This is a genomic window from Anaerosporomusa subterranea (assembly GCF_001611555.1).
Classification (GTDB): Bacteria; Bacillota; Negativicutes; order Sporomusales; family Acetonemataceae; genus Anaerosporomusa; species Anaerosporomusa subterranea.
On the sequence record NZ_LSGP01000013.1, the window covers coordinates 207,348 to 226,598 of the forward strand.

General features: G+C 46.7%; 21 protein-coding genes and 1 riboswitch. Of the genes, 18 read left to right on the forward strand and 3 right to left on the reverse strand.

Features of this window, described 5'->3' with window-relative positions:
- Nucleotides 1-27 precede the first annotated feature (27 nt).
- Together AXX12_RS04555 and AXX12_RS04560 are read right to left on the reverse strand one after the other, a co-directional pair.
- Nucleotides 28-375, reverse strand: a complete 348-nt coding sequence (locus tag AXX12_RS04555; protein WP_066238768.1) for a hypothetical protein — start codon at nt 373-375, stop codon at nt 28-30.
- A gap of 121 nt (nt 376-496) precedes the next feature.
- Nucleotides 497-733 (reverse strand): hypothetical protein, encoded by a 237-nt coding sequence (locus AXX12_RS04560; RefSeq protein WP_066238771.1) that lies wholly within the window; start codon nt 731-733, stop codon nt 497-499.
- Nucleotides 734-944: 211 nt separating this feature from the next.
- Nucleotides 945-1,123, forward strand: a riboswitch (cobalamin riboswitch).
- A 147-nt stretch (nt 1,124-1,270) separates the two neighbouring features.
- Between AXX12_RS04560 and AXX12_RS04565 the strand changes: the two genes are divergently transcribed.
- The 8 genes from AXX12_RS04565 to AXX12_RS04600 all read left to right on the forward strand — a co-directional run bounded on the left by AXX12_RS04565 (nt 1,271) and on the right by AXX12_RS04600 (nt 7,625).
- On the forward strand, nt 1,271-2,347 hold the full coding sequence (locus AXX12_RS04565; protein ID WP_066238774.1) for a cobalt-precorrin 5A hydrolase: 1,077 nt from the start codon (nt 1,271-1,273) through the stop codon (nt 2,345-2,347).
- A gap of 38 nt (nt 2,348-2,385) precedes the next feature.
- On the forward strand, nt 2,386-2,943 hold the full coding sequence (gene cobU, locus AXX12_RS04570; protein ID WP_066238777.1) for a bifunctional adenosylcobinamide kinase/adenosylcobinamide-phosphate guanylyltransferase: 558 nt from the start codon (nt 2,386-2,388) through the stop codon (nt 2,941-2,943).
- A gap of 22 nt (nt 2,944-2,965) precedes the next feature.
- Nucleotides 2,966-3,712, forward strand: coding sequence for an adenosylcobinamide-GDP ribazoletransferase (gene cobS, locus AXX12_RS04575; protein ID WP_066238779.1), 747 nt, complete (start codon nt 2,966-2,968; stop codon nt 3,710-3,712).
- 100 nt (nt 3,713-3,812) lie between these two features.
- Complete coding sequence (locus AXX12_RS04580; RefSeq protein WP_066240271.1) at nt 3,813-4,424, forward strand: histidine phosphatase family protein; 612 nt, start codon at nt 3,813-3,815, stop codon at nt 4,422-4,424.
- Between the two features lie 159 nt (nt 4,425-4,583).
- Complete coding sequence (locus tag AXX12_RS04585; protein WP_066238781.1) at nt 4,584-4,985, forward strand: CoA-binding protein; 402 nt, start codon at nt 4,584-4,586, stop codon at nt 4,983-4,985.
- A gap of 32 nt (nt 4,986-5,017) precedes the next feature.
- Complete coding sequence (gene trxA / locus AXX12_RS04590; protein ID WP_066238784.1) at nt 5,018-5,341, forward strand: thioredoxin; 324 nt, start codon at nt 5,018-5,020, stop codon at nt 5,339-5,341.
- Nucleotides 5,342-5,445: 104 nt separating this feature from the next.
- Nucleotides 5,446-7,383, forward strand: a complete 1,938-nt coding sequence (gene feoB, locus AXX12_RS04595) for a ferrous iron transport protein B (protein WP_066238786.1) — start codon at nt 5,446-5,448, stop codon at nt 7,381-7,383.
- Nucleotides 7,384-7,397: 14 nt separating this feature from the next.
- A complete protein-coding gene (locus tag AXX12_RS04600) occupies nt 7,398-7,625 on the forward strand; it encodes a FeoA family protein (RefSeq protein WP_197470644.1) in 228 nt (75 codons plus the stop codon).
- Between the two features lie 209 nt (nt 7,626-7,834).
- Here AXX12_RS04600 and AXX12_RS04605 read toward each other — a convergent pair whose 3' ends face one another.
- The gene (locus tag AXX12_RS04605) at nt 7,835-8,038 is read right to left on the reverse strand and encodes a DUF1858 domain-containing protein (RefSeq protein ID WP_066238792.1); all 204 of its coding nucleotides are present in this window, start codon (nt 8,036-8,038) and stop codon (nt 7,835-7,837) included.
- Nucleotides 8,039-8,251: 213 nt separating this feature from the next.
- Between AXX12_RS04605 and AXX12_RS04610 the strand changes: the two genes are divergently transcribed.
- From AXX12_RS04610 to spoVE, 10 genes are all read left to right on the forward strand, one after another.
- Nucleotides 8,252-8,662 carry a YbaK/EbsC family protein gene (locus tag AXX12_RS04610; RefSeq protein WP_231881798.1) on the forward strand — a complete coding sequence of 137 codons (411 nt, stop codon included), beginning with the start codon at nt 8,252-8,254 and terminating at the stop codon, nt 8,660-8,662.
- 239 nt (nt 8,663-8,901) lie between these two features.
- Nucleotides 8,902-9,333, forward strand: coding sequence for a division/cell wall cluster transcriptional repressor MraZ (gene mraZ / locus AXX12_RS04615; RefSeq protein WP_066238795.1), 432 nt, complete (start codon nt 8,902-8,904; stop codon nt 9,331-9,333).
- Between the two features lie 12 nt (nt 9,334-9,345).
- A complete protein-coding gene (gene rsmH, locus AXX12_RS04620) occupies nt 9,346-10,278 on the forward strand; it encodes a 16S rRNA (cytosine(1402)-N(4))-methyltransferase RsmH (RefSeq protein WP_066238797.1) in 933 nt (310 codons plus the stop codon).
- A gap of 39 nt (nt 10,279-10,317) precedes the next feature.
- Complete coding sequence (locus AXX12_RS04625) at nt 10,318-10,734, forward strand: FtsB/FtsL family cell division protein (RefSeq protein ID WP_066238800.1); 417 nt, start codon at nt 10,318-10,320, stop codon at nt 10,732-10,734.
- Nucleotides 10,735-10,752: 18 nt separating this feature from the next.
- A complete protein-coding gene (locus tag AXX12_RS04630) occupies nt 10,753-12,831 on the forward strand; it encodes a stage V sporulation protein D (protein ID WP_066238803.1) in 2,079 nt (692 codons plus the stop codon).
- Nucleotides 12,832-12,894: 63 nt separating this feature from the next.
- Nucleotides 12,895-14,388 carry a UDP-N-acetylmuramoyl-L-alanyl-D-glutamate--2,6-diaminopimelate ligase gene (locus AXX12_RS04635; RefSeq protein ID WP_066238805.1) on the forward strand — a complete coding sequence of 498 codons (1,494 nt, stop codon included), beginning with the start codon at nt 12,895-12,897 and terminating at the stop codon, nt 14,386-14,388.
- Nucleotides 14,388-15,740, forward strand: a complete 1,353-nt coding sequence (locus AXX12_RS04640) for a UDP-N-acetylmuramoyl-tripeptide--D-alanyl-D-alanine ligase (RefSeq protein ID WP_066238808.1) — start codon at nt 14,388-14,390, stop codon at nt 15,738-15,740. The genes AXX12_RS04635 and AXX12_RS04640 overlap by 1 nt, the downstream gene beginning before the upstream one ends.
- Nucleotides 15,741-15,786: 46 nt before the next feature.
- Nucleotides 15,787-16,761, forward strand: a complete 975-nt coding sequence (gene mraY / locus AXX12_RS04645) for a phospho-N-acetylmuramoyl-pentapeptide-transferase (protein ID WP_066238811.1) — start codon at nt 15,787-15,789, stop codon at nt 16,759-16,761.
- A complete protein-coding gene (murD, locus tag AXX12_RS04650; RefSeq protein ID WP_066238814.1) occupies nt 16,761-18,122 on the forward strand; it encodes a UDP-N-acetylmuramoyl-L-alanine--D-glutamate ligase in 1,362 nt (453 codons plus the stop codon). The genes mraY and murD overlap by 1 nt, the downstream gene beginning before the upstream one ends.
- A gap of 3 nt (nt 18,123-18,125) precedes the next feature.
- Entirely contained in the window at nt 18,126-19,250 is a 1,125-nt protein-coding gene (gene spoVE / locus AXX12_RS04655) for a stage V sporulation protein E (protein WP_066238817.1), read from the forward strand.
- The last annotated feature ends 1 nt before the right edge of the window (nt 19,251 follow it).

Genomic DNA, 19,251 nt, shown 5'->3' on the forward strand with positions numbered 1-19,251 from the left:
GACACAGCCTCTTTTGCATGCGTATGACTATTGTTGAATGGGTTGTTCCAGCTCTGTCATCAGGTTGGGGTAAACGAATTGGCAGGAATCGGGATACATGCCTAGCTTGCCCAGTTCTTCCATGACGACCACAGACACAGGGGTCTCAAAAGAGACGAGATTATCGTCAGTTAGCATGGGGGCATCTTCGACAAGGATTACTAAGTAGAGTTTAGCTTCTGGTGCGTTTTCCGGCACATCTTGGCGATCAAGCGGTATTTGCGGGAATAGGCGCAAGGTTGCGCAGTATTCGCCTGATGCATCTGTAATTTGAGCCCGGTAAGCATTCAGCCAAAGAGTACGTGCTAGCTTTACAGTAAATGGTGTGTTAAACATGGAGTTCATCCTTTCGTGTGAGCTTGTATTTTATTATAACATTGTCTTGACAGACGGCAAGTGCTGATGGAAAAAAAACAACGATCCGGACGCCGGATCGTCATGTATTAAGCGTTGCTAATTACGCAGAGAGGGGCTGTTTATTAATATCCTTCTTTTTCTTCAATTGGATGAACATGACCACAGCCAGCAAAACTATTCCAATTACGTCAGTGAATGTGCCCGGATCGATCAACATTATGCCACCTACGCCGGCCATGATGCGCTCAGGCCAGGACATGGGAGCAATACAGAAACCGATCATAGCTGCGCCGAGTCCTGTCATGCCAGGGTGGCTGAGATGATGTTTTGTAAACATATCGCTTTCCTGCCAATAATTTTACCAATAAATGAAATATTGCTATATATTCTGTAAATAATGAATGCTGGATACTATATACTTAATTGTTCTTTGTGATAACACAAATGTAGCGATGAACAAAGATGAGCTTTTGCATTTTTTTGTCATCGTAAGCAGGACTTCTTGATGCATCATTGAATATAATACAGATAACTACGCACAATTTAACAGTAGATTAGTGGGGATAGGTGCTTCGTGAAGCTTAATTGGGAAGTCCGGTGCGATGCCGGCACGGTCCCGCCACTGTAAAGGGGAGCCTGTTCTGCGATATACCACTGGGTTTATTCCGGGAAGGTGCAGACAGCAATGATCCCAAGTCAGGAGACCTACCTATTCTGACACACCGTTATGACCTACGAGAGATAGGCAGGTGGGATAGGTGTTTCTTTTTAAGATTGTAACGCCCCCTGCTCAGGGGCGTTTTCTTTTGTTTGGTCATTTTCGCAAAAAACTATAGGTTCTATCATCTATGTTTAAGAAAGAAGGTCACGATTAATGCGGATTGCGATTATTTCTATAACCAATGAAGGGGCTTTACTGGCACAAGGTCTGACTGCTTCACTTAAGGGGGAAATTGATGTTTTCGCCAAGGTAGGGCGTAATCCGGCTGAGGCCAAGGAATATGAGCATCTAGGTCAATTAGTTGCGAGGCTGTTTCATCAGTATGATAGCTTTGTATTTATCATGTCTGTGGGTGTTGTGGTTAGAGTAATCGCCCCTCATGTACGTGACAAGCGCTATGATCCAGCGGTAGTTGTGATGGACGAAACTGGCAGTTATGTGATCAGTTTGCTTTCCGGCCATCTAGGACACGCTAATGCTCTGACTTGCATAGTGGGCGAATCAGTTAAGGCCCATTCTGTCATTACAACAGCCACTGATGTTCTGCAAAAGCCTGCGGTTGATTTATTGGCGGTAAAGATCAACGCTACTATCGAACCGTTTGAAAATTTGCACACGATGAATGCTGCTATTGATAAAGGTGACAAAGTATCATTCTTTATTGATTCGACTCTTGCTAATTGTGAGACATATATTGCCGCAGCTGAGGAATTTGACGTAAAGCTGATTGATATAAAGGAATTAGCTGATGCCGCAAGCTATGATGCGGCGGTCGTCATCACAGACAAAGAGTTGTATATGGTAAAACCGTATGTGTTTTTGCGGCCAGCTAGTTTGGTGGTTGGCATAAATTGTCGCCCAGGAACGACAGGCTCGGAAATTCTGGGAGCGATTGCTGACGCTTGTAGAAAAGCGGGCCGCAGTACGAAGAGTATTGCTGCCATTGCTTCCAGTGTTGTTAAGGAAGATGAAATTGGTGTGTTGGCCACCGCTCAGCAAATAGAGGTTCCAGTGCGCTTTTTCAATGCTGAGGAATTGAACCAATGTATCGAGAAATTCGGACTCAAAAAATCGGCAATTATCGATGAAAAGTCAGGGGCGAGCATTGCTAATATATGCGAAGCAGCAGCTCTGGTTGCTGCTAAAACCGACAGTCTGATTCTAGAGGCAACTCTTTATAATAATGTAATGATAGCAATTGCTGAGGCTAAATCACCGTGGTGGGAATAGATCCTGTAAAATTGATGAGCAAGACAAGGAAGGGTTAGATGGGAAAGATCGTATTAGTGACTGGCGGCGCCCGTAGCGGAAAAAGCCGATTTGCTGAACAATATGCCAGAAATCTTGGAGACAAGCTAGCTTATATTGCGACAGCTCAGGTGCTTGATGAGGAGATGGCTGACCGGGTAAAACTCCATCAGGGACGACGGTCGGAAAACTGGCATACGTTTGAGGCTGCTTTTGCCGCCGAACAGGCGATTCAGGCTGCCGCCGATTTTCCAGTAGTATTGTTTGATTGCCTGACAATATACACTGCGAACCTGTTGTTGGCAGAGCAATCTACTGACATAGAAGCTAGGCGTGAAAGCGTGCTGCAGCAGGCGGATCTGGTGATCAAGGCTGCGCAGGCCAGCAAGTCGACGATTATATTTGTTGCGAACGAAGTTGGCATGGGTATTGTGCCTGATAATGCGTTGAGCCGAGAATACCGTGATCTCGCGGGATGGATCAATCAAAAGGTTGCTGCTGTCTCTGACGAGGTGCATTTAGTTGTCTGTGGCTTGGCGGTTGAACTAAAGAAATTGGCTCAACCTGTGCAGTTGTAATAAACAAGTGCTCGGAGGTATCATGCGGGATTTTATTACCGGCTTGCAGTTTTTAACGACGATCCGACTCTGGCCGGAAACTGAGTGGTCATCAGAACGATTCGGTCGCAGTGTACGCTATTTTCCGCTAGTCGGAGCAGTGATCGGGCTTGTATTGTCTGTGAGTTATATTTTGCTGTCACCCTGGCTGCCGATACATTTGGCAGCAGCTTTATTTATCATCGGTAATATTTTGTTAACTGGTGGTCTGCATTGCGATGGCTTTATGGATACCATGGATGGAGTGCTGTCTGGACGATCGCCGGAGCGTATGCTCGAAATCATGAAAGATAGTCGGGTAGGGGCCAACGGCGTGATCGCATTTCTTTGCCTGATTCTTTTGAAATGGTCAATCCTGCTTGATTTTCCTGCCGCCGCTTTGCCTGCAACATTGTTTGCAGCTCCTATCATTGGTCGGATGGGAATGGTAGCAGCAATTACATCCTTTCCTTACGCTAGGCCCCAAGGAATTGGCAAGGCATTTGCTGAATTCGCCGGCGGCAATAGCTTGCTTTTTGCTCTGGCTAGCGGTTTAGTCCTAATTAGCCTCCTGGGTTGGCCGATAATAGTAGCGGCTTTAGTTGGCCTCATAGCAGGCATGTTGTTTGCCCGCTCCGCTAATAAACGGCTTGGGGGAATTACTGGCGACATTTACGGCGCAGTTACTGAGATCACTGAGCTGTGCTTTTTTGTTGCTGCCCTGGTATTGACCAATTTCATTGTTGCCTGATTTACTATTTGCTGCGGATAGGCGTAATGATAACTGAAAATACTGGAGCATGCAGCGGAAATACTGAATGAAAGGTAAGGAATCAATGGCAGGTGAGAAGATGACCCGGATTATTTTAGTCCGGCATGGGCAAACAGAGTGGAATATGCAATTCAAGTACCAAGGTCATAGTGAAGTTGATCTCACTCCGACTGGGGTTAGACAGGCTGAACGAGTAGCAGCTCGGCTTGCAAATGAACCGATTTGCGCTGTTTATTCAAGCGACCTGGGCCGAGCGTTAAAGACTGCAGAACATATCGCTTTGTCGCATCACTTGTCTGTTACGCCGGTGAAGGGTTTGCGCGAGTATCATTTCGGTGAGTGGGAAGGCCTGACCTTTCAACAGATTTCTGAGCGTTGGCCTGAAATTAGCGTAGATTTCTTTAAGAATCCAGATTCTGTCCGCGTTCCCGGTGGTGAGACCTTTGGTGAAGTTAAAGCTAGAGCAGAGGCATCTGTCCGAAAACTGGTTGATTTACACCCTGATCAGACAGTTGTTCTCGTCTCCCATGGCGGTACGATACGCACCATTCTCTGCGCCGCTCTTGGTCTGCATCTTAACCGTGTCTGGGCTCTGCGCCAAGACAATACAGCAGTTAATATTATTGAATATTACCAAGAAACAGCTATTGTTACGCTAGTCAATGATATTCACCATTTGTCCGGCGAATAGAGCCTTATAGCAGGAGTTTCCAGAAGCGCGTGGAATACCTTTGTATACCAGTAGCTATCTGTGGCATAGTTTTTAACAGGATGGCTAAAATACTGACTGACTGGTTAACCTGAATAGACAGTTCAGAATATACTGGAATGTAGCGAGAGGAGCATTGTTATGGATGCCGTGACCAGTTTTTTAAATAAGAAGATTTGGGCAATCGTAGGAGCAACTGATAATACTGAAAAATTTGGTTATAAAATCTACAAATGTATGAAAACTGCTGGTTATACCGTTTATCCGGTCAATCCTGGTGTATCCGATATTCAAGGTGTGAAATGTTATCCTCGCTTGCAGGATTTGCCGGAACAACCGGAAGTGGTTGATGTGGTCGTACCGCCGAAAGTGGGCGAACAGATTATGAAAGAGTGCGCAGAGGCAGGGATAAAGAATGTCTGGTTGCAACCTGGCGCTAACGCAGAGAGCGTATCGAAGCTCGGTAAGCAGCTCGGTCTTGAGGTAATCGATACAGGTTGCGTCATGTCTGAGATTCACGTTCGTGGCATATCGCACAAATAGATAGGAATTTGATAATTGAAGGAGGTTATTCAATGTCTAGTGTCATTAATACAAGTGAAGCTGCCTTCCAAGATGATGTTCTGGAAGCTAAAGGTCCTGTTCTAGTCGATTTCTGGGCTCCTTGGTGCGGTTATTGTACAAAACTGTCACCCATTTTGGATGAAGTAGCAGGAGAACTGGGCGATAAAATTAAGATTGTTAAAGTTAATGTCGATGAAAACCGGGCGATTTCTCAAAAATATGGTGTAATGAGCCTGCCGACTATGATGGTCTTTAAGAATGGTGAACCTGGCGAGAGATTGATGGGGTTTATGCCGAGAGTGAATTTGATCGCAAAACTGAATCCGCTCTTGTAACCTGTAAACAAAAATATGAACGCCGCGGCGTTCATATTTTTGTCTGCCTGAGAATAGAAAAGTAACAAGCTATTGAACTGAGAAGGCAGACAGGAGAGTGCACTATGCAGCAACCGTTAACCATTATGCTGATCGGCGCCCCAAATGTCGGCAAAAGCATGATTTTTAACTATCTGACAGGCATGTATGTTACGGTGTCGAACTATCCGGGGACAACTGTAGATGTCAGTCGGGGCAAACTGGTTCTTGATGGATTGTCTTATGAGGTGGTTGATACGCCGGGAGTCTACTCATTGATCCCGATGACAGATGAGGAGCGGGTAACCCGGGAATTATTATGTGATGGCAAGCCTAAGCTGATTATTCATGTGGTTGATGCCAAACATATTCATAGAATGACGCATCTGACATTAGAACTGCTGGACGGCGAATTTTCCGTTATTGTCGATCTTAATGTGATGGATGAAGCGGAACAACTGGGTATGTCAATTGACTCTGTAAAGCTGTCTGAGGCGCTCGGCGTTCCAGTTATCAAGACCTCAGCAATTAACAGAAACGGGCTGGAGCAACTTAGGCAGGCGATCCGTCAATACCGATTTCGTCACTTGTATCGAACTGGCTTTGACAGTGAGCTTGAAACATCAATTGCTGCGATTGGTGATTGTATTGAAAAACCCTCTGGCTATGGCATGTCCCCGCGATTGATCGCGCTGTTGCTACTACAAGGGGATGCTGCAGTTCGGGCTCTGGTAAAGCGTGAAGTCCTATTTAACGAGATTTTGCAGTTAGTTGATCAAGCGACAAAACAGAATGGACAACAATTGAGTTTTGCCGTTATGGCTCAACGGCAGGCCGCAGTAGAACGAATATTGGGGCCTTGTGTACTCTCGCGCCAAATTAACCGTAGAATAATTGGAGAAACGGCAAGCAGACTAACGCGGGAACCGCTTACAGGCATCCCGATATTATTGTTGGTGTTATATTTCGGCTTGTATCTGTTTGTTGGACGTTTGGGAGCCGGAGTGTTGGTGGATTACTTTGATAAAGTGATCTTTGGCAGCTATTTGTTGCCGACTTTTACTGCCTGGGTGTCGACGTATATACCTTTTGAGCCTCTGCAGACTCTGTTCATGGGTGAGTTTGGCATCGTATCACTGGGTTTACGGTATGCGATCGCCATTATACTGCCAGTTGTTAGCACATTTTTCTTAACGTTTGCATTACTCGAGGATTCTGGCTATTTGCCTCGACTGGCTATGTTATTAAATGAATTTTGCCGTTGGTTTGGTCTCAATGGTCGAGCGGTGATTCCTTTATCGCTGGGGTTTGGCTGTGGAACGATGGCCGTTATGGTTACTCGGACGCTGGAAACCAAACGGGAACGTTTGTTAGCGACCTTTCTTCTTTCATTAGCCGTTCCTTGCTCTGCCCAGTTGGGCGTCATTTTGGCTCTATTGTCGCGAAACGTAATTGCTCTGGTGCTTTGGATAGGTGTTATAACAGCAGTCTTTTTAGTTGCGGGGTTGCTGGCGAATCGCCTGTTGCCTGGCAAGCCGAGCCTTTTTTATATGGAATTACCGCCGATTCGCCTGCCACGTCCAGGAAACGTGATTGTCAAGGCTTACTCACGCATGGTTTGGTATATGAAAGAGATAATTCCTGTATTTATCTGTGTTAGTGGCGTTCTGTGGCTGGGGGAACGGATAGGATGGCTACAGCTGATTGCTGATCGTTTTCAGCCGGTTCTCAGCTTGGTCGGTCTGCCCTCTGAGTTGGCGCCGATATTTTTGTTAGGTTTTTTTCGTCGTGATTATGGTGCCGCAGGCTTATATAATGCTGCAATGGACGGGGGACTGACTGTAAAGCAACTGCTAGTGGCAGCTGTAGCGCTAACCTTATTTCTGCCTTGTGTAGCGCAGCTAGTCGTCATGGTTAAAGAACGCGGGCCTATGGTTTCTCTGTTGCTGTTGGCGTTAATCGCACTGCTTTCTTTCTTTGTGGCTTGGCTTGTTTATGCTCTGGTTAATCCAGCGTGGTTTTAGAAGGGGGGAAGCCAGTGCGAGGAAGACAACTAATTAAGCTGATCCCTGGTGAGCGGGGAAACGTCACCTGTTTCTCCGGCCTAGAAGAACAGCATGCTCGAAAACTGCTGGCTTTGGGCGTTTTTCCTGGGATGGTAGTCGAAGTTCTGCAGGTGTCGCCAACACTGGTTATTCGCTTTGAGCACACTCAGCTTGCGCTTGACCGTGAGATTGCTTCGCATATTTATGTAACGAGCCGATAAAAAAATAGCGAAACACATTTTTTGTGCTTCGCTATTTTTACCGTTGTACTAGTACCGTATCAACCCTAATCCTGTGTATACTGGCGGTAGATTTCCCGCAATGCGGCGTTGTCGTCAATCGGCATACTGCCGGTATGTCTCATTCCTCCGCCTTGCCTTGCAAAAAATCTCCTCGCCATTCTACTTACAGTTTTAGAGTTGACACGGTACTAGTCCTGCCCAACAGCCTTATTCAAATCCGCGACTAGGGAGGCGACGTCGATACCATGGGCGGAAGCGCCTTGCTCAAGGTTCTCGAAGCGGGCGGCTACACATCCCAGACATCCCATTCCGTAATTACGAAAAATTTCAACTGTTTGCGGATATTTTTGAACAATATCGATAATGCTCATCGATTTATCAATTACTGACATCTTGGCAACTCTCCTTTCATTACATTTTTACAATAATTATACCACACTTTGTTACTGGATGCATTGTGCAGATCCTCATGTTTACGTCTCACTGCCTTAACTCGAATGACTGGTTTTTTGCTGTCAAAAGCAGTACAATAGTAGTATACCTTTTTTGGAGGCTTCTTTATGCCACTCGAACGAGTAAAACAAGTTCTTGCTTAATACCCGGATTTGCAATTCCACCTGTTTGACGCCAGCACGCATACCGCTGATTTAGCCGCTCAGGCGCTGGGCGTAACACCTGGGCAAATCGCCAAGACGTTGGTTTTCTTGGCTGATGGCAAACCGCTATTAGTCGTCACTTGTGGTGATCGCAGGGTAGATACGAAGAAACTAGTGAAAGTCTTTGGCGTTAAGAAACTAAAATTTGCTGACGCACAGACAGTCTTTTCCCTAACAGGTTTCCCACCAGGCGGCGTCTCGCCGATCGGCTCGCTGCAGCCGCTGCCGGTGTATGTTGACCAGAGCCTGTATCAATATGATATCGTTTACGCCGCCGCGGGAACGGCCAATTCAGCGTTGCCGATTAGCCCGAACCGACTGCTGCAAATCACTGAAGGCTGCCTCATTGATGTTTGCTAAAATAGGCTGTTGCGAATGTCTTTTGTCAAAATAAACAGCTTATCAATCAAGATTTTTGGTGTGTCGTCGATATTTGCCAGATAAGCGTGAAAAAACTAGAAATTTTCATAGGACCATAGTCCTGAATTCTTGAAATCCTCTGCTTTTGCAGAAGGATTTTTTTATTTTGAACAGAATTGGTATAAAAGTGGTTGAAAGTGGTGTAAAGTGGTGGATTAAAGTGGGCGAGGTGACGGGGCATGTTATTAGGCGAGTACCAACATAGCATTGATGCCAAAGGCCGCGTCATTTTACCTGCTAAATTCAGAGAAGAGATTGGCGAGAATTGTATCGCTACCAAAGGTTTGGAGAAGTGTCTATTTGTATATCCTAAGCAAGAGTGGAGCATAATTGAAAGCAAACTGAAACAACTTCCCTTAGCAAAAGCTGAAGCCCGGGCGTTTGTAAGGTTTTTCTTCTCCGGCGCTGCTGAGTTGGAATGCGACAAACAGGGTAGAGTGCTTGTTCCCGGTAATCTTCGTGACTATGCGGCACTCGATAAAGATATCGTCATTATTGGTGTGTTAAACCGAATTGAAATTTGGGACAAAACGGCATGGGAAGAGTATAACAATCAGATCGGCCCGACAGTCAATGACATTGCGGAACATCTGGTTGATTTGGGAATATAGCGGGGTTAAAATATGGAATTTCGACATGTTAGCGTGTTATTGGATGAAACCGTAGATCGTTTAGTAACAGATAGTGATGGGACTTATATAGATTGTACCTTAGGCGGCGCCGGACATGGATTGAAGATATGCGGTGCACTCCAGGCGGGTGGCAGATATGTGGGGATTGATCGCGACCCGGCGGCGATTCAAACTGCGCAGATAAAACTAAACCAGGTTGATTGTCGAGTCGATTTGGTACGTGCGAACTTTTCCGAAATCAAGCAAGTATCGCAAAATCTGGGCTTGACAGATATTCATGGGATACTTTTTGATTTAGGAGTGTCCTCACATCAATTAGATACAGCCGAACGAGGTTTCTCGTATATGAACGATGGTCCGCTCGACATGCGCATGAATCCTGACGATAAAATTTCGGCGTTCGATGTTGTTAATCGGTATTCAGAACAATCGCTAGCAAAGCTGATTGCTGAGTATGGTGAGGAAAAATGGGCTAAGCGGATTGCCGCCTTTATCGCAGCTGCACGCAAGGAACGTCCAGTGGAAACCACTAATCAACTTGTTGATATTATCAAACACGCAGTTCCTGCCGCCGCCAGGCGTGAGGGGCCGCACCCCGCGAAACGAACCTTTCAGGCGATTCGGATCGAAGTGAATGGTGAGTTGGCAATTTTACGGCAAGCGCTGCTTGATGGGGTGCAGTTATTGCGACCAGGTGGAAGAATCTGTGTTATTACGTTTCATTCACTAGAAGATCGGATCGTGAAACGAACCTTTCAAGAATTAACGAAGTCATGTACTTGTCCTCCGTCATTTCCGATCTGTGTATGTAAGACAAAGCCGTTGTTACGGCTCGCCGGTAAAGCAGTCAGCCCGTCTGTTCAAGAAGTAGAAGATAATCCACGTGCTCGCAGCGCGACTCTAAGAGTGGCCGAGAAACTGTGAACAGCTCGCTGTTCTAATTTTTAGGGAGGGTCAATACATATGTTAGCAAGCAAGAAGCAGGAATGGGCAATTTCTCATGATTATGCGCCGCAGACTGACGTAAGACGCCAGTCTAAACCGGCTCATGGTCTAAATGTCGAACTGCGCAAGAATTGTTGCGCGCTTGCGGTACTTCTTCTGCTGCTCGCTAGTATTGCCACCCTCCAGACTGAACGCATTGTTAGCACTGGCTATCAGTGTGTTAAATTGCAGAATGATCTGAAGGTTGTTGAGCAAAAAAACGAGAAATTGCGAGTCGAAATTGCCCGTTTGAAATCCCTGGACCGGATTCAAACGATTGCGACAAACAATTTAGGCATGACTGCTCCCAAACATGTGCTGGAGTCGCCGCTGGCGACGAGCAGTTCTGGCAAATTGGCAGCAGTGCAGCAGGAGGCTCCGCGGCGTAGAATGTAACAGATTGGGGGATGACGTGTGGCGTCAGCTTCACATGGTACAATACGCAAACGTGTGGCTTGGCTTTTATTGTTTACAACGATCATTATCTCCGGATTAACGGTTCGCCTTATGTATCTTCAATTCTACCGTAGTTCCTGGCTGACAGAGAACGCGACAGATCAACGGGTCAGGGAGGTACCTGTAGAAGCAAAACGGGGAATCGTGTTTGACAGAAATGGCAAACCAATGATTATTAGCGTCAGTACAGAATCTATTTATGCAATACCCGCTCAGGTTCAAGACGCCGAAAAGACAGCAGCCAAGATGGCTGCTATTTTGGCGTTAGACCAAGAAAAACTTGCCGTTAAGCTCAAGCGCCGTCAGGCCTTTACCTGGATCATGCGCAAAGCCGATACAGATACAGCATCGAAAATCAAACAACTCAATCTGCCTGGTATTGGTTTCACTCAGGAGGGAAAACGTCATTACCTGTATGATAATCTAGCCTCCCATGTGCTCGGATTTACTGGGATCGACAGCCAAGGGCTAGATGGCGTAGAATTGACGTTTGACAGTTACCTCAAGGGGCGCGCAGGCAGTGTTGTCATTGAATATGATGCGCGTGGTCACGAGATCCCTTATGCACATCAACGCTATGTACCAGCAATTGAAGGGAATAATCTATACCTGACCATCGATCTAGTCCTGCAACAGATTGTGGAACGTGAGCTTGATCGTGTTATTCGGGAGACGCAAGCCAAAGCAGCCACAATTATTGCGATGGACCCCCGCAGCGGCGAAGTTCTTGCTTTAGCCAACCGTCCTGATTACAATCCAAATAAATTTGCTGAATACTCGCCAAAACTCTGGCGCAATATCGCTGTTTCCAATACCTATGAACCAGGATCGACGTTTAAAATTATTACCACTGCTGCTGCGTTGAAGGAAAAGGCGGTTAAATTGGACGATAAGTTCTTCGATCCGGGCTTTACAGAAGTTCAGGGGCGCAACATTCGCTGCTGGAAGCATGGCGGTCATGGCAGCCAAACCTTTGTTGAAGTTGTCGAGCATTCATGCAATGTTGGTTTTGTCAATGTTGGGCTCCGCCTGGGGCGTGATCCATTTTACAATTATATCGAGTCCTTCGGTTTTGGGCAGCCGACAAATATTGATTTATCCGGCGAGGCGAGCGGCATTATGATCAAGCGATCAGCGATTAAACCGATTAATATCGCGACAATCGCTATCGGGCAGAGTATTGCGGTAACGCCAATCCAATTGTTGACCGCCGTATCCGCAGTTGCAAATGGCGGGCAACTACTGCGGCCACAGATTGTCAGAGAAGTGAAAGATAAGGACAATCAGATTTTGCGCACGTTTCAGCCAGATATTAAAAAACAAGTCTTAGATTTGGAAACAGCATCGGTAGTAAGAGGAATTTTGGAAAGAGTTGTGGAAAATGGTACCGGAAGGAATGCTTTTGTCGAAAATGGTCATGTCGCAGGTAAAACTGGTACAGCGCAAAAAGTTGAAGGCGGCGCGTACGCCCCGGATAAGTTCATTGCTTCATTTGTTGGCTTCGCACCGGCGAATGATCCGCAAATTGCCATGCTGGTTGTTATTGACGAACCTTCTGGCTTATATTATGGCGGTCAGATTGCAGCCCCGGTTTTTGGTCGCGTGATGCAGGATGCCCTTCAATATCTTGGGGTGTCTAAGCTAGCTTCAGCCAATCAACCTGCTGAAAGTCACACAGTTGTTCCTGATGTAATTGGCAAGCCATTACAGGATGGAATAAAGGAATTGAAAAAGGCAGGGTTGGCCTACAGAATTGAGGAGTCTGGCGAGCAGGTGACAGATCAGGTACCTAAGCCGAATAGTCGGGTACCGGCCGGTTCGAAAGTTTTACTTTATACGCGGACCCCTAGGTTTGATACAGTGGAGATTACTGCCCCAACTGTTGAGGGGTTAGGACCAAAAGAGGCGTTTGAAGTGTTGCGTGAATTGGGTTTACTACCACAGATGATGGGAACGGGATCAAAAGTGGTCAAACAAGATCCTGCTCCTGGCGCAAAAATTGCCCCAGGCTCGACATTCTTCCTCTATCTTGAGTAGTAAGAGACTAATTTTGGAATTAATGGTTAAATATATATGTAGTACACATGGGGAGGCTTCATCATGGCCAAATATTTACCTGATTTGCTAGCATTAATCACTTCGGTCGAGACTAGAGGCAATCGGTCCGTTACTATTGAGAACATCGCGTATGACTCACGTAAAGTTAGTCCCAATAGCCTGTTTATTTGCCTTAAAGGCGGTAGCGTGGATGGGCACGACTTTGCCGCAGCCGCAGTTGAAAAGGGAGCAGTTGCCATTTTGGCTGAGCGGGAGGTTGATCTTCCGCCGCATGTAACGCTTATTATTACTGCTAATGTCAGACTAGCGATGCAGAATATTGTTCCTTACTTTTTTGATTATCCGTCACGCGAGATGCGAATGATTGGCATAACCGGCACCAATGGGAAAACGACGACTACCTATTTAATTCGCTCGATTTTACAGGAAGCTGGGTATCGGGTTGGTCTGATTGGCACGATCCAAACGATGATAGGTGAACAAGTGTTGCCAGTCAAAAATACCACTCCTGATGTACTTGATTTACAGGAAACCTTGCGGAAAATGGCTGACGCAAAGCTGGATTATGTCGTGATGGAAGTATCTTCGCATGCGCTTTCATTGGGCCGAGTTGCTGGCTGTGAATTCGATGTCGGCATCTTTTCTAACTTGACCCAGGATCATCTTGATTTTCATCAGACGTTTGATAACTATATTCAAGCAAAGGCAAAATTGTTTGACATGCTGAGTCAACCGGTTCAGAATAAACAGCGTAAGACGGCTGTTATTAATTTGGATGCTGTTGCTGCGGATATTATGCTGAAGCATGCAGATTGTCCAACGCTTACCTATGCTATCGAAAATCAGGACGCAGACCTCAAGGCCAGCCAAATTGATATTACTAGCAAGGGCGCTAATTTTGTTATTTTAGGCAGCTTTGGCGAGCAAAGATTAAGCCTAAAGATTACAGGTGACTTTAACGTGTATAATGCCATGGCAGCGATTGGCGCCGCCCTGGCGGAAGATGTACCTCTTGCTACGATTGTTCGGGCGATTGAAAACGCCAACAGTGTACCTGGTCGCTTTGAACTCGTGGATGCGGGGCAACCTTTTAGCGTGATTGTCGATTATGCGCATACTCCGGACGGCTTAGAGAATGTTCTGCAAACCGCCCGTCGCTTCGCTCAGCGCAGGGTAATCGCGGTCTTTGGCTGCGGCGGTGACAGAGACAGGACGAAACGTCCGATTATGGGACGATTGGCTGCAAAATATGCGGAGGTAATTATCGCTACATCGGATAATCCTCGCTCTGAAGACCCATCCGCTATTCTGCGTGAAATTGAAGCAGGCATCAGAGATGCGATTCGTCCTGACGCCTGCTATGAAGTGATTGTTGATCGGCGTGAGGCGATTGCTAAAGCACTAAGCGCGGCGCAACCGGACGATGTTGTTGTCATTGCTGGCAAGGGACATGAAACCTATCAGGTATTGAAGGATAAAGTGATTGATTTTGATGATCGTGCAGTGGTGCGGGAAATTATCAGGGAGATGGAGTAATGGCTGAGTTTTTATTACAGGAGGTTCTAACGGCAACTGGCGGCAGTGCAAGCAGTGACAAAATGACGAGATTCTGCAGCATATCTACTGACACGCGGTTGCTTCAGCCGGGAAGCTTATTTATCGCTCTGTCTGGAGAACACTTTGACGGGCATAACTATCTCAACACTGCGGCAGAAAATGGCGCTGTTGGGGTCATTGTTAGCCGGAGGGATATTGCGGTCCCTGCCGGTGTTATCGTTATTGTCGTTGCTGACACGAGGCGTGCTTTGCAGGACTTAGCGAGATTTCATCGTCAGCGTTTTTCTGGACCGGTCATTGCCATTACCGGGTCGAACGGCAAAACAACAACCAAGGATATGACTGCCGCCGTTTTATCTTCACGGTTGTCTACATTGAAAACACAAGCCAATTTCAATAACGAAATTGGCTTGCCACTGACGCTGTTGCGCCTGGATCAGAGTCATCAGGTAGCTGTTGTCGAAATGGGCATGAGGGGCAAAGGTGAGATTCAAGAGCTAGCCGCTATTGCTTTACCGACAATCGGTGTTGTTACAACTGTAGGAGAAACTCATATTGAACTGCTCGGATCGGTGGAGAATATCGCTGCAGCCAAAGCTGAACTGGTTGAAGCAATTCCCGAGGATGGCACAGTCATTTTGAATGGTGACAATCCACTGGTTCGCGCGATGGCAAAGAAAACTCCCGCCAAGATTGTGTTTTACGGTATGGTGGATGCGGAAGTTACCGCAAAGGCTATTATCCAGACTGAAACAGGGATGTCATTTGACTGCTGTTGGCCAAATCAAAGCTTTCGTGTGGATCTAGCTACGTTTGGCCGTCATAACATATACAACGCATTGGCCGCAATTGCTGTTGGGCGAGAACTGGGATTGACGCCGGCAGAAATTTGTCAGGGGATAGCATCATTTGTCCCTGACGGTATGCGGTTGCAGGTCCAAGCCATTGGCCAATATCGGGTGATCAATGATGCCTATAATGCCAGCCCGCTTTCGATGGCTGCTTCCATCGAGGCGCTGAAAGATATTGCTGCAGGCAGAACAGTGGCTGTGCTTGGCGATATGCTGGAATTAGGTGATTTTGCCGTAGAAGCTCACCGTAAAATTGGTGAGAAGCTAGCTGCTCAGCGAATTGATCTAGTGATAACTGTTGGCAATTTGTCAAGAAATATTGCTCAGGCTGCGATGGAAGTAGGACTTCATGTGGAGGCATGCGACAATCACGAAGCTGCCCGACAGATGCTAAAGAAGTTTTTGCGGGCGGGCGATACCGTATTACTTAAGGGCTCTCGTGGAATGAAGATGGAACAGCTTCTCGACGTATTCGCCTAGGCTGCTCGGCCTGCAAGCTGTTGGTAGTTGATCTAGGAGGTTCATTATGCAGAATGTATTTTTCGCTGCTGTCGCCGCACTGGTTATAGCACTGGCTGCTGGTCCGCTGGTCATTCCTGCGTTGCGCAGGCTGAAGTTTGGTCAGAGCATCAGACAAGAAGGGCCGCAACGCCATTATGCCAAATCAGGCACGCCAACTATGGGCGGCGTCATTATTTTGAGCGCATTAACAATTTCTACATTGTTTTTTGCTGGCGGCAGTGCAGAGATTTGGTTATGCTTATTTATCACCTTGGGGCATGGGCTCATCGGTTTTCTCGATGATTTTATCAAAGTTGCACTCAAGCGCTCACTTGGTTTACGCGCGAGAGAAAAACTGCTCGGGCAGATTATCATGTCCTTTGCGCTGGCTTATTTTGTGACCACTGTTTTAGGGTTGGGAACAGATATTTGGATTCCGTTTGCCGGCACGTTTGATTTCGGGCCTTTCTACTATGTTCTTATCTTTTTTGTACTGGTTGGGGCTACAAATGCAGTCAATCTGACAGACGGCCTCGATGGTTTGGCCGCCGGCACTACGACTGTGGCTGCTCTTGCGTATATGGCAATTTCGCTCATGGTTCAAAAAGAAGCATTGGCTATTTTTTCTGCAGCATTAGCTGGAGCCTGTGTAGGTTTTTTAAAGTATAACGCCTATCCGGCAAAAGTGTTCATGGGCGATACCGGCTCATTGGCGTTAGGCGGCGCGTTAGCTACGGTGGCTGTTTTGACTAAGACAGAATTACTGTTAGTGGTAGTCGGCGGCGTTTTTGTGGCTGAAGCGCTATCTGTCATTATTCAAGTTATATCATTTAAGACAACAGGCAAACGGGTATTCAGGATGAGTCCGGTTCACCATCATTTTGAGCTGTCTGGCTGGGCAGAGACAAAGGTGGTAAAAACGTTCTGGCTTACAGGGGTATTGTTAGCTATTGTGGCTGTTTTAGTTCTACTTATCAGCCGTGCTGGAGGGGTATTTTGATGAATTTTACGAATAAGTCCTTTCTTGTTCTGGGAGCAGGTATCAGCGGGATTTCAGCAGCAAATGTTCTGTCAAGCTTAGGTGGGGTCTCCACGCTAAGTGACGCAAAATCATATGATGAACTATCAGAGGAAAGTCGCAATAAAATCAGTGCTGGCGTGAGACTTGAATTCGGCCGTCAGGACAAGGCTTTGCTTGACGGGCAGGATTACCTGGTCTTATCGCCAGGGGTTTCTATTTATCATCCTTTAGTTGACGCAGCTCAGGGCAGAGGTATTCCTGTCTTCAGTGAGATAGAAATTGCTTATCATCTGTCAGAGGCGCCGATTATCGCTATCACCGGTACGAACGGTAAGACGACAACAACTACCTTAATAGGTGAAATGGTCAAAACCTTAGGCAAGAAAACTGTGGTTGGCGGCAATATCGGGATTGCACTCTCGCGAGAGGTTCTTGGGTTACCTGCAGATGGCCTTGTTGTCGCGGAAATTTCGAGCTTTCAACTGGAGGCGATTCATGACTTTCGGGCTCGGATTGCTGCAGTCTTGAATCTGACGCCAGACCACATTGACCGCCACCGTAATGTTGAAACCTATCAACTGATGAAGGAACGCATTTTTGCTAATCAGCAGGCAAGCGATTACACCGTTTTAAATTTTGATGACCTCACTGTTCGGGAGATGGCGGCTCGCACTGCGGGGCAAGTCTTATTTTTCAGTCGCAAACAGCAACTCGCAGAAGGCGTTTGTGTTGATGCCGGTATCATCACAGTGCATTGGCAGGGGAAATCAGTAGCCATTTGTCCAATTAGTGATATGAACTTACGGGGAGCGCATAATCTCGAAAATGCTCTTGCCGCGTGTGGTGTTGCGTATTTAGCTGGCGTTAAACCTGCAGACATGGCTCGCGTACTGCGGGAGTTTGCCGGGGTAGAGCATCGCATTGAGCCGGTGGCTACAATCAAGGGTGTGGCTTACTTTAACGACTCCAAGGCGACAAATCCGGAGTCAGCGGTTAAAGCACTCGAGGCATTTTCCGGTCACATCATACTGATTGCCGGCGGCAGAGATAAGAACACTGATTTACATGAATTCATGACACTTGTCAGTGAACGGGTTGACCACTTGATTCTCATTGGTGAAGCCGCTGCGCGTTTTGCGCAAGAGGCGGGAAAACATGCAGTAAAAAATATTCATACAGCAGAGACCTTCTCTGCCGCCGTTGCTTTAGCGTACCGACTTGCAGCCCCACCGCAGGTAGTCTTATTATCTCCCGCCTGCGCTAGTTATGATATGTTTAACAACTATGAGGAGCGGGGAAAACTCTTTAAGGCTCTTGTTCGCGATTTGTCAGCTAATTAGTTGATGATAGGGGAGGGATCGCTGTTGGCGGATAAACTAAAGGCGCCGGATTTTATCCTATTTTTCACTGTCCTCGGTATGTTGGCGATAGGCGTCGTGATGGTGTTTAGTTCCAGTGCAGTCTCTGCTCAAGTTAATTTTCAAGATAGCTACTACTTCTTAAAGCGGCAGCTAGTATGGGTTTCTCTGGGGTTATTTGGGATGATCATTCTAATGAACATTGATTATCATATATGGAGAAAAGGTAGTAAACCGTTTTTGTTATTCACCTTGATTTTATTGGTGCTTGTACTTATTCCCGGCTTGGGTAAAGTGGTGAACGGCGCTCGCCGCTGGCTCGGCTTTGGCTCATTATATTTGCAGCCGTCCGAGTTAGCGAAGTTGGCGATGGCGCTTTTCTGCGCCGATAATTTGTCGCGAAATCAAGAAAAAGTGACAAAGTTCATGAAGGGAGTAGCGCCGATTCTTTGCTTACTCCTTTTAGTCTTTGGCTTGATTTTGAAAGAACCCGACTTAGGGACTGCTCTTTCAATTGGTGGTATGGTGTTTGTGCTGTTATACGCAGCAGGAGCCAGGTTGTCGCATTTGTTTTCGTTAGGAGCTGCCGGAGTAGTCGGCATTGTTGCCGCTATCATTGCTGAGCCGTATCGGATGAAGCGGCTGTTGGCATTTAGCGATCCGTGGGCTGATCCGTTAGATACTGGTTACCATATCATTCAATCTTTATATGCTCTGGGATCAGGCGGACTATTTGGAGTCGGATTAGGTCGCAGTCGCGAAAAGTTCTTGTATCTGCCTGAGCCGCATACTGATTTTATTTTTGCAATTCTAGGCGAAGAAATGGGCTTTCTCGGAACCGCGACAGTATTACTGTTGTTCTTTCTGCTGGCCTGGCGTGGCTTTCGAGTCGCCATGGCAGCACCAGATATATTCGGCAGCATGCTAGCAACGGCGTTGACTACCGTTATCACTATGCAAGCCTTGATGAACATTGCTGTGGTCACTGCGTCCATGCCTGTCACCGGTATTCCTCTGCCCTTTATCAGTTTCGGCGGGTCTGCCTTGATCTTTAACCTAGCCGGGGTAGGTATTTTATTAAATATTTCACGTTATGCTGCAACGCGTTGAG

What these genes read in the sequence shown, in the direction of transcription:
- AXX12_RS04555 (WP_066238768.1), bottom strand. Translation starts at nt 375, where the DNA reads ATGTTTAACACACCATTTACTGTAAAGCTAGCACGTACTCTTTGGCTG.
- AXX12_RS04560 (WP_066238771.1), bottom strand. Translation starts at nt 733, where the DNA reads ATGTTTACAAAACATCATCTCAGCCACCCTGGCATGACAGGACTCGGC.
- AXX12_RS04565 (WP_066238774.1), top strand. Translation starts at nt 1,271, where the DNA reads ATGCGGATTGCGATTATTTCTATAACCAATGAAGGGGCTTTACTGGCA.
- cobU (WP_066238777.1), top strand. Translation starts at nt 2,386, where the DNA reads ATGGGAAAGATCGTATTAGTGACTGGCGGCGCCCGTAGCGGAAAAAGC.
- cobS (WP_066238779.1), top strand. Translation starts at nt 2,966, where the DNA reads ATGCGGGATTTTATTACCGGCTTGCAGTTTTTAACGACGATCCGACTC.
- AXX12_RS04580 (WP_066240271.1), top strand. Translation starts at nt 3,813, where the DNA reads ATGACCCGGATTATTTTAGTCCGGCATGGGCAAACAGAGTGGAATATG.
- AXX12_RS04585 (WP_066238781.1), top strand. Translation starts at nt 4,584, where the DNA reads ATGGATGCCGTGACCAGTTTTTTAAATAAGAAGATTTGGGCAATCGTA.
- trxA (WP_066238784.1), top strand. Translation starts at nt 5,018, where the DNA reads ATGTCTAGTGTCATTAATACAAGTGAAGCTGCCTTCCAAGATGATGTT.
- feoB (WP_066238786.1), top strand. Translation starts at nt 5,446, where the DNA reads ATGCAGCAACCGTTAACCATTATGCTGATCGGCGCCCCAAATGTCGGC.
- AXX12_RS04605 (WP_066238792.1), bottom strand. Translation starts at nt 8,038, where the DNA reads ATGTCAGTAATTGATAAATCGATGAGCATTATCGATATTGTTCAAAAA.
- mraZ (WP_066238795.1), top strand. Translation starts at nt 8,902, where the DNA reads ATGTTATTAGGCGAGTACCAACATAGCATTGATGCCAAAGGCCGCGTC.
- rsmH (WP_066238797.1), top strand. Translation starts at nt 9,346, where the DNA reads ATGGAATTTCGACATGTTAGCGTGTTATTGGATGAAACCGTAGATCGT.
- AXX12_RS04625 (WP_066238800.1), top strand. Translation starts at nt 10,318, where the DNA reads ATGTTAGCAAGCAAGAAGCAGGAATGGGCAATTTCTCATGATTATGCG.
- AXX12_RS04635 (WP_066238805.1), top strand. Translation starts at nt 12,895, where the DNA reads ATGGCCAAATATTTACCTGATTTGCTAGCATTAATCACTTCGGTCGAG.
- AXX12_RS04640 (WP_066238808.1), top strand. Translation starts at nt 14,388, where the DNA reads ATGGCTGAGTTTTTATTACAGGAGGTTCTAACGGCAACTGGCGGCAGT.
- mraY (WP_066238811.1), top strand. Translation starts at nt 15,787, where the DNA reads ATGCAGAATGTATTTTTCGCTGCTGTCGCCGCACTGGTTATAGCACTG.
- murD (WP_066238814.1), top strand. Translation starts at nt 16,761, where the DNA reads ATGAATTTTACGAATAAGTCCTTTCTTGTTCTGGGAGCAGGTATCAGC.
- spoVE (WP_066238817.1), top strand. Translation starts at nt 18,126, where the DNA reads ATGATAGGGGAGGGATCGCTGTTGGCGGATAAACTAAAGGCGCCGGAT.